The sequence below is a fragment of the Litorilinea aerophila genome, from assembly GCF_006569185.2.
In the GTDB taxonomy this organism is placed as follows: Bacteria; Chloroflexota; Anaerolineae; order Caldilineales; family Caldilineaceae; genus Litorilinea; species Litorilinea aerophila.
Genome location: NZ_VIGC02000058.1, coordinates 1 through 8,069 on the forward strand (window position 1 = coordinate 1; position 8,069 = coordinate 8,069).

Sequence of the window (8,069 nt, forward strand, 5' to 3'; positions counted from 1 at the left end):
AAATCCCGGCAGAAATTCGCCGATCAGGCCTCTGGCCTGCGGCTTCGCCGATCGGGCCTCTGGCCCGCGGCTTCGCCGATCGTCTCCACCAGAGGTAGTGCCGCTCTGCCGTGCTATTTACGCCAGACTGTACTAGAGGGCGGCCAGGGCCGGCCTGCGGGTATGCCAGTCGGTGGCCTGCTGATAGGCGTGGGCCACCCGCAGGATCCGCTCTTCTCCCAGGTAGGGGCCGATCAGTTGCAGCCCGATGGGCAGGCCCTGCTCGTCAAAGCCACAGGGCACGCTGATGCCGCAGATGCCGGCCAGGTTGACGCTAATGGTGAAGATGTCGCTCAAGTACATCTCGATGGGGTTTTCCACCTTCTCGCCAATGCGGAAAGCCGTGGTGGGCGAGACCGGACCGGCGATCACATCCACCTGCTGGAAAGCCTCTTCGAAGTCTCGCTTGATCAGGGTGCGCACCTGTTGGGCCTTCAAGTAGTAGGCGTCGTAGTAGCCCGCGCTGAGCGCATAGGTCCCCAACATGATGCGCCGCTTCACCTCCGGGCCGAACCCCTGGCCCCGAGTCTGACGGAAATTTTCGAGCATGCTTTCGGCCCCCGCGCTGAAGCCAAAGCGGACGCCGTCGTAGCGAGCCAGGTTGGCGCTGGCCTCGGCCGGCGCCACCAGGTAGTAGACGGGCAGGGCCTTGTCTGTGTTGGGCAGGTGGATGGGCACGATCTCCGCGCCCAGGCGGGCCAACTCCTCCACCGCAGCCCGCACGGCCGCCTCCACCGCCGGCTGCATCCCCTCCACGAAGTACTCGGCCGGCAGCCCAATGCGCAACCCTCGGATGTCCCCGGTGAGCGCGGCCGTGTAATCGGGAACCGGCGCCGGCATGCTGGTGCTGTCCAGGGGGTCGTGGCCGGCGATTACATTCAGCAGCAGGGCCGCGTCCTCTACGTCCCGGGTCAGGGTGCCGATCTGGTCCAGGCTGCTGGCATAGGCCACCAGGCCATAGCGGCTCACCCGGCCGTAGGAAGGCTTGAGCCCTACCACGCCGCAGAGGGAGGCCGGCTGGCGGACGCTGCCGCCGGTATCGGTGCCCAGGGCGGCCAGGGCCTCCTGGGCCGCCACTGCCGCCGCGGAGCCGCCGCTGCTGCCGCCCGGAACCCGCTCTGGGTCCCACGGGTTGCGGGTGGGGAAGTAGCCGCTGTTTTCCGTGCTGGAACCCATGGCGAATTCATCGGTGTTGGTCTTGCCCAGCATCACCATGCCGGCCTCCTCCAGCCGCCGCACCGCGGTGGCCGAGTAGGGCGGCACAAAGCCCTGGAGGATGCGGCTGCCGCAGGTGGTCTCCACCCCACGGGTGGCCAGCACATCCTTGATGGCCAGGGGAATGCCCAGCAAAGGGGCCGTTTCTCCTGCGGCCCGGCGGCGATCGGCCGCCTCGGCCTGGGCCAGGGCCTGTTCGGCGGTCACCTGGAGGAAGGCCCGGATCTGGCCGTCCACAGCCTCGATCTGGGCCAGGCAGGCCTCGGTCAACTGGACGGAGGTAAAGTCGCCGGCGGCCAGGCCCTGCAGGGCTTCATGGACAGTGAGTGCCTGTAGTTTGGATTTCATGGAAGATTCCGGTTCGTGCTATTCGTCGAAGAAGGCCCGCACCCGGAAGTAGCCGTCGTCGTGGTCCGGGGCATTGGCCAGGGCTTCTGCGTTGTCCAGTCCGGGGGCCGGTTCGTCGTCCCGCATGACGTTGGTCAGTGGGAGAACGTAGGGCGTGGGGGGAACCGCGCTGGTGTCTACCTCCTGGATTTGGGCAGCATAGTCCAGAATGGCGGACAACTGATGGGTGAAGGCCGCCACTTCCTCGTCGCTTAAACGCAGCTTGGCCAGTTCGGCCACGTGGCGCACCTCTGTTTCAGTCAATTGAACGCTCATGGAAGCTTGAATCCTCTGGCTGCAAGAGCTTGAATGCAATGACCCAGATCTGGGTACAGATACTGTGCATGAAAACAAACCAAAAACACCGTGGAAAAGTTCCACGGCGTTTCATCCCAACGTTTCCCTGGCACGGAACGCCGTGGCTGTGCCCTCGGCGTCCTGAATGACGGTCAGGCTCACCGGGGCACAGGCCTGGCTGCAGCGGCCTGTGCGGTAGCACATGGGTGGGCAGAATGGATCCCGCGCATACACCAATTAACCATCGGCAGATAAACCAACAACAGCTGGCCCATGTTGGGCTGGATTCCGTCCAGAGCGTTTGGGATGGTGGTTATCCGGAACATGCCGGCACAGGTGACGGCCGGTACACTTCCCTGGAAGGGTCGGGGATACATCACTCCGGCTGGTGAACAGCGCCGTTCGCCACTTTGCTGAAGGACCTGGCCACCCTGCCGGTTCATTGGGGCAAGTATAATGCCCCGCTGAATCCATGTCAAACTGGGAATGTGAACGGGGGAACAATGCCCTGGGCCGCTCTGGTGTATACTTACCCCATGACCAGGAACCATGCCCCGTTCGAGGAGCCCAAAATGAGCGAACACCAACACACCAATCGTCTGATTCACGAAACTTCCCCCTACCTGTTGCAGCACGCCCACAACCCCGTGGACTGGTATCCCTGGGGGGAAGAAGCCCTGAACCGGGCCCGGGCCGAAGACAAGCCCATCTTCTTGAGCATCGGCTACAGCGCATGCCACTGGTGTCACGTTATGGAGCGGGAGAGCTTCGAGGACCCGGAGACGGCTGCGCTGATGAACGAGCTGTTCGTCAACATCAAGGTCGACCGGGAGGAGCGGCCCGACCTGGACGCCATCTACATGGAAGCTGTCCAGGCCATGACCGGCCAGGGCGGCTGGCCCATGAGCGTCTTCCTGACCCCCGATGGCAAACCCTTCTACGGCGGCACCTACTACCCGCCGGAACCCCGCTATGGAATGCCCAGCTTCCGCCAGGTGCTCCAGGCAGTGGCGGAAGCGTACCGCAACCGGCGGGATCAGGTGGAAGGCCAGGCCCAGCGGCTGACCGACATGCTCCGGCGGACCGCCCGGCTGGAAAGCGCCGACCAGGATCTGAGCACCCAGATTTTGGACGAGGCCGTGGAACAGCTCTACCAGTATTTCGACAACGAACACGGCGGCTTCGGCCATCAGCCCAAATTCCCCCAACCCATGACCCTGGACTTTGCCATGACCCAGTATCGGCGTCGCAATGACCTGGACGCCCTGTACATGGCCGAGCTGACCCTGGAGCAGATGGCCCTGGGTGGGATCTATGACCAGTTGGGCGGCGGCTTCCACCGCTACAGCGTGGACGCCGTCTGGCTGGTCCCCCACTTTGAGAAGATGCTCTACGACAACGCCCAACTCCTGCGCACCTACCTGGACGCCTGGCGCATCACCCAACGCCCCCTCTACCGGCGGGTGATCGACGAGACCATCGACTACGTTTTGCGGGAAATGAAGGCTCCGGACGGCAGCTTCTACAGCACCCAGGATGCAGACAGCGAAGGGGAGGAGGGCAAGTTTTTCGTCTGGAGTCGGGCCGAGTTCGACGCCGTGCTGGCCGATCCCCAACAGGCAGCAGTGCTCGCCGCCTACTACGGCGTGACCGAGCGGGGCAACTTCGAGGGTAAGAACATCCTGCACGTGGCCCGAACCCTGGACGAGCTGGCCCAGGAATTTGGGCTGAGCCAGGAGCAGGTGGCCGCGCTCATCGCCGAGGGCCGCCAGAAGCTCTTCGCCGCCCGGGAGCAACGGGTCCGGCCCGGGCGGGATGAAAAGATCCTGACCGAATGGAACGGCCTCATGATCCACGCCCTGGCCGAATGCGGCGCCGTCCTGGGGCGACAGGACGCGCTCTCCGCCGCGGTGGAGGCGGCCGAATTCATCCTGGGCCAGATGAGCCAGCCCGACGGGCGCCTCTACCGCAGCTACAAGGACGGCCAGGCCCGCTTCAACGCCTATCTGGAGGATTACGCCTCCCTGATCCGGGGGCTCCTGGCCCTCTACGAAGCCACCTTCGACCTGCGCTGGCTGGGCGAAGCCAGCCGGCTGACCCGCCTGATGTTCGACCAGTTCCACGATGCCCAGCGGGGCGGCTTCTACCAGACGGGTATCGACCATGAGACGCTGGTGGTGCGCCGCAAGGACTTCATCGACAACGCCGTGCCCAGCGGCAACTCCCTGGCCGCCGATGCCCTGGTCCGGTTGAGCCGCCTGGTGGGCAATGAAGAATACCGTCGGGAAGCGGCCCGGGTGATCTTGCTCATGAAGGAGGCCATGGCCCAACAGCCCACCGGCTTCGGCCGCCTGCTCTGTGTGCTGGACGGCCTGCTGGCCCCCAGCCAGGAGGTAGCCATCGTGGGCGCCCTGGAGGACCCGGCCACCCAGGCCTTGCTCCAGGAGGTGCGCCGGCGCTACCTGCCCCACACCGTGGTGGCCCACAAGGAGCCTGACGCGGACTCCATGCTGCCCGTGCTCCAGGGGCGTGGGCTGGTGGATGGGCGACCCGCTGCCTACGTCTGCGAAAACTACACCTGCCGCCTGCCGGTGACCACCCCCCAGGAGCTGGCCAGGCTGCTGGATGAGGGCAGCCCCTCCCCAGCCTGAAGCCCGGCATGGGAGCCGGCCGGACAGCGCCGTGGACGCCGGTTCCCATGCCGTCTCAACCCGGCGAAGTCTCCACCGGGGAAGGACGAAGTCCGCTGGCCAGCACCTGGCGATAGGCGGCCATCCGCGCCTGGCGCAGGGGCCGCCGATGGCCCAGGATAAATTTCAGCCCTTCCAGCATCAGTTGCCAGCGAAATTCCCAGAGGAGGTAGCGGCGCAATAGCTCGGCCCAGACCGGTCCAAAATATTTGCGATAATAGCGCACCTTGCTGGCGTTGAAGTGGATGTGACGGGCGGCCACCACCTGTTCACTGCTGCGGCCTTCATAGTGGATGACCCGGGCCTGGGGTACGTAGATCACCCGCCAGCCCTGCCTTTTCAGCCGGTGACAGAGGTCCAGCTCCTCGCTGTACATGAAGAAGCCCTCATCGAAAGGGCCGGCGGCGTCGGGAGGGCGGATGGCTTCCAGGGCCTCCCGGCGGGCCAGCATGGCTGCCCCGGTTACCCAGTCCACGTCGTGGCTGAAGGTGGGCGGCCAGTCGGCCATGTGCATGCGGCGCACCCACGGATTACCCGGCCACAGGCGCCCCAGCCAGGTGCTTTCGAAGAAACCGGTCAACGGGGTGGGGAAGCGTCGACGGTTGTTCTGGAAAGAGTTGTCGGCGTAGTGGAGGCGTGGGCCGGCCAGCCCCACCGTCTCGTTAGCTGCCACCGCCTGGAAGAGCTGCCAGAGCCCATCCCCGGCCAGTCCGCTGCAGAGCAGCTCGGTGTCCGGGTTGAGGAAGTAGACAAACCGACCCCGGCTGCAGGCATAGCCCCGATTGTTGCCCCGGGTAAAACCCAGGTTCTCCGGGTTGGCGATCAGACGGACCCACGGGAACCGGGCCGGCAGCAGCTCCGCGGTGGCGTCGCTGCTGGCGTTGTCTACCACGATCACTTCCAGCCGGTGGGGCCGGCCCGGCGGGCCGAACTCCCGCAGGGATCCACCATCCTTTCCACCCTGGCTCTCCCCATGGCCACCTGGGACAGGTCGGCTGCAGCGCTCGATGGAGAGCAGGCAGGCCCGCAACAGATCCCACACGTTCCAGGTGACGATGATAATGGAGAGATCGCAGGTGGCAGACATGGAAATTGGGGTTTGGATGGCCGGCGTCGGGGAGCTGCCGGGTGGCAGGAGGCCCGGCGCACCGGTGTGCGGTCGGTAGTTGGGTCAGTAGGTGCGCTGGACCACGAAGTCGCACAGATCCAGCATGGAGACCTTGTATTCGTTGTCCGGCAGGTGGGCCAGGTTGGCCCGGGCCCGGTCCAGGAAAGTGATGGCCTCTCCCCGGGCGGCCTCGATGGCCGAGCTGGCCCGCAGTTCGGCCACGATTTCGGCCACAATGCGGTGCAGGGTGGACTCGTCCCCATCTTCCGCCTGGCGGTAGGCATCATCCATGCGGGCCACCACCTGGTCCGGCTGGGGGTGCTGCTGGATGAAGTGGAAGAAGGGCAGGGTCAGGGTGCCCTGGCGCAGGTCGCTGCCGGCGGGCTTGCCCAGGCTGTCGGCGTCGCCGGTGAAGTCCAGGATGTCGTCCACAATCTGGAAGGCCATGCCCAGGTTGTAGCCGTACTGCTTCAGCTGCTCCACCACCGGCGCGGGGGAGCCGGCCAGCACCGCGGCGGCTTCGGTGGCGGCACAGAAAAGGCTGGCCGTCTTGGCGTAGATCCGCTGGTAGTACTCTTCCTTGTCCTGATGATAGTTGTTGCGGGCGAAGAGCTGGTGGAGTTCCCCGTCCACGATGATCTCCAGGGTATTGCTGAAGATCTGGATCACCCGGGTGTTGTCCGTTTCCGCCGCCAGCGCCGCGGCCCGGGCAAAAAGGTAGTTGCCGGCCAGCACCGTGGCGCCCCGGTTCCAGATGGCGTTCAGGGTAGGCGCGCCCCGGCGCAGGAGGGCGCCATCGATGACGTCGTCGTGGACCAGGGTGGCGGTGTGGAGCATCTCCACCGAGGCGGCCAGGGAGACCACTCGGGGGTAGTCGGCGGTGGGGTGGAGGCCGCCGGTGACTTCCGCCGCCATCAGAGCCAGGGCCGGCCGCAGGCGCTTCCCGCCGCTGCCGATGAGGTCGATGAAGGCGCTGGCCAACGGCGCAAAGAGCGACGTTTCCAGGGTGCGCATCTTCTCTTCCACCAGCCGCAGGCCAGCCTGGACGGGCTGCAGCACTTTGCCGATGTCGACTGCGGTATTGACGGTCATTTCCGTTTTCACCGTTTTATTCGCCCGTTTATTCGCCCGACCGCCGGGGTTGGCTGCCGGGTATGTGGACTTCGGACACTGTATCGGATGCTCTGCTATCAGATGCTCCGCTCTCTGATCCTCCGCTCTCTGTTGCCCCATCGGACTCTCCTGCGCAGGCCAACTCCATCTTCTCCAGCCCGAAAAATTGCAGGGCCAGGGCCGTGCTAAGGCGGGCCATTTCTGTGACCGGCAGATCCAGAAGCTGGGCCAGCCGGTCACAAACCAGCGTCACCCAGGCAGGCTCGTTGCGCTGGCCGCGGTAGGGGTGGGGGCTCAGGTAGGGCGCGTCGGTCTCCAACATCAGGCGATCCGGGCGCAGGGCCGGCACCAGTTGATGGAGGCGCCGGGCGTTCTTGAAGGTCACCGGTCCCCCCAAGCTCAGGACGAACCCCCAACTGTAGGCCTCCTGGGCCAGCTCCAGGTCGCCGCTGAAGGCGTGGAGGACGCCGGCAAAGGGGCGTTGGGCCAGGGGCGAACGGCGAAAGCTCTGGCTCTCCACCCATTCCCGCAGGATGGCAGCCACGTCCTGGTTGGCATCCCGGCTGTGGATGATGACCGGCAGGCCCAGTTGGGCGGCCAGTTCCAGTTGGGCCTGAAAGGCCTTCTGCTGTTGGGCGGGCGCCACCCGGTCCCAGTAGTAATCCAGGCCGATCTCGCCGAGGGCGACCACCTTGGGCTGGCCGGCCAGCGCCCGCAGCTCCGCCAACATGGACGGGACAAAGTCCCCGCTGCTGTTGGGGTGGATGCCCACGGCCGCGTAGACCTGGGGGTATCGGGCCGCCATGGCCAGGGCCTGGCGACTGTGGTGTAAGTCGATGCCCGGGTTGACGATGAGGCGGACGCCCTGCGCCGCCGCGCGGGCCACCACTTCGTCCCGATCGGCATCGAACGGTTCCAGATCCAGGTGGCAGTGACTGTCAACCAGTTGCAAAGGTGGATGGGCCATGGATTGCCGTTTCCGGTGTCAGGGGCCAACATCTGGGCCGGCCCGGCTCAACTTTGATTGTTCATTTTATCACAGAGCCCAGCCTGGCAACGTAGGCCGGATTGCGGAATCGGCCCAGGCCGGCCACTTAGTACAGGCTGGCGTCAATACCACGGCAGAAATTCCAGGTGCCCTCTGGGCGCGCTCCCTCTGGTGGAAACGAGCGGCTATGCCGCAGGCCAGAGGCCTGATCGGCGAATTTCTGCCGGGATTT

At 65.4% G+C, this 8,069-nt stretch carries 6 protein-coding genes; 1 reads left to right on the plus strand and 5 read right to left on the minus strand.

Going from position 1 to position 8,069, the window contains the following annotated elements; translation table 11 throughout:
- Positions 1-132: 132 nt before the first annotated feature.
- Both gatA and gatC read right to left on the minus strand, forming a co-directional pair.
- Positions 133-1,602 (minus strand): Asp-tRNA(Asn)/Glu-tRNA(Gln) amidotransferase subunit GatA, encoded by a 1,470-nt coding sequence (gatA, locus tag FKZ61_RS23330; protein WP_141612571.1) that lies wholly within the window; start codon positions 1,600-1,602, stop codon positions 133-135.
- A gap of 18 nt (positions 1,603-1,620) precedes the next feature.
- Entirely contained in the window at positions 1,621-1,917 is a 297-nt protein-coding gene (gatC, locus tag FKZ61_RS23335; protein WP_141612572.1) for an Asp-tRNA(Asn)/Glu-tRNA(Gln) amidotransferase subunit GatC, read from the minus strand.
- 593 nt (positions 1,918-2,510) lie between these two features.
- Between gatC and FKZ61_RS23340 the strand changes: the two genes are divergently transcribed.
- Positions 2,511-4,589, plus strand: a complete 2,079-nt coding sequence (locus tag FKZ61_RS23340) for a thioredoxin domain-containing protein (RefSeq protein WP_141612573.1) — start codon at positions 2,511-2,513, stop codon at positions 4,587-4,589.
- A gap of 55 nt (positions 4,590-4,644) precedes the next feature.
- On the opposite strand, the gene FKZ61_RS23345 is transcribed toward FKZ61_RS23340, so the two are convergent.
- The 3 genes from FKZ61_RS23345 to FKZ61_RS23355 form a co-directional block, all read right to left on the minus strand.
- A complete protein-coding gene (locus tag FKZ61_RS23345; protein WP_141612574.1) occupies positions 4,645-5,715 on the minus strand; it encodes a glycosyltransferase family 2 protein in 1,071 nt (356 codons plus the stop codon).
- 84 nt (positions 5,716-5,799) lie between these two features.
- Complete coding sequence (locus tag FKZ61_RS23350) at positions 5,800-6,828, minus strand: polyprenyl synthetase family protein (protein ID WP_170200236.1); 1,029 nt, start codon at positions 6,826-6,828, stop codon at positions 5,800-5,802.
- Positions 6,829-6,856: 28 nt separating this feature from the next.
- Positions 6,857-7,816: a TatD family hydrolase gene (locus FKZ61_RS23355; protein WP_141612576.1), complete on the minus strand. Its 960-nt coding sequence runs from the start codon at positions 7,814-7,816 to the stop codon at positions 6,857-6,859.
- Positions 7,817-8,069: the final 253 nt, after the last annotated feature.

Bases quoted from the DNA above. Each gene is read 5' to 3' on its own strand.
- gatA (WP_141612571.1), bottom strand. From the start codon at position 1,602: ATGAAATCCAAACTACAGGCACTCACTGTCCATGAAGCCCTGCAGGGC.
- gatC (WP_141612572.1), bottom strand. From the start codon at position 1,917: ATGAGCGTTCAATTGACTGAAACAGAGGTGCGCCACGTGGCCGAACTG.
- FKZ61_RS23340 (WP_141612573.1), top strand. From the start codon at position 2,511: ATGAGCGAACACCAACACACCAATCGTCTGATTCACGAAACTTCCCCC.
- FKZ61_RS23345 (WP_141612574.1), bottom strand. From the start codon at position 5,715: ATGTCTGCCACCTGCGATCTCTCCATTATCATCGTCACCTGGAACGTG.
- FKZ61_RS23350 (WP_170200236.1), bottom strand. From the start codon at position 6,828: ATGACCGTCAATACCGCAGTCGACATCGGCAAAGTGCTGCAGCCCGTC.
- FKZ61_RS23355 (WP_141612576.1), bottom strand. From the start codon at position 7,816: ATGGCCCATCCACCTTTGCAACTGGTTGACAGTCACTGCCACCTGGAT.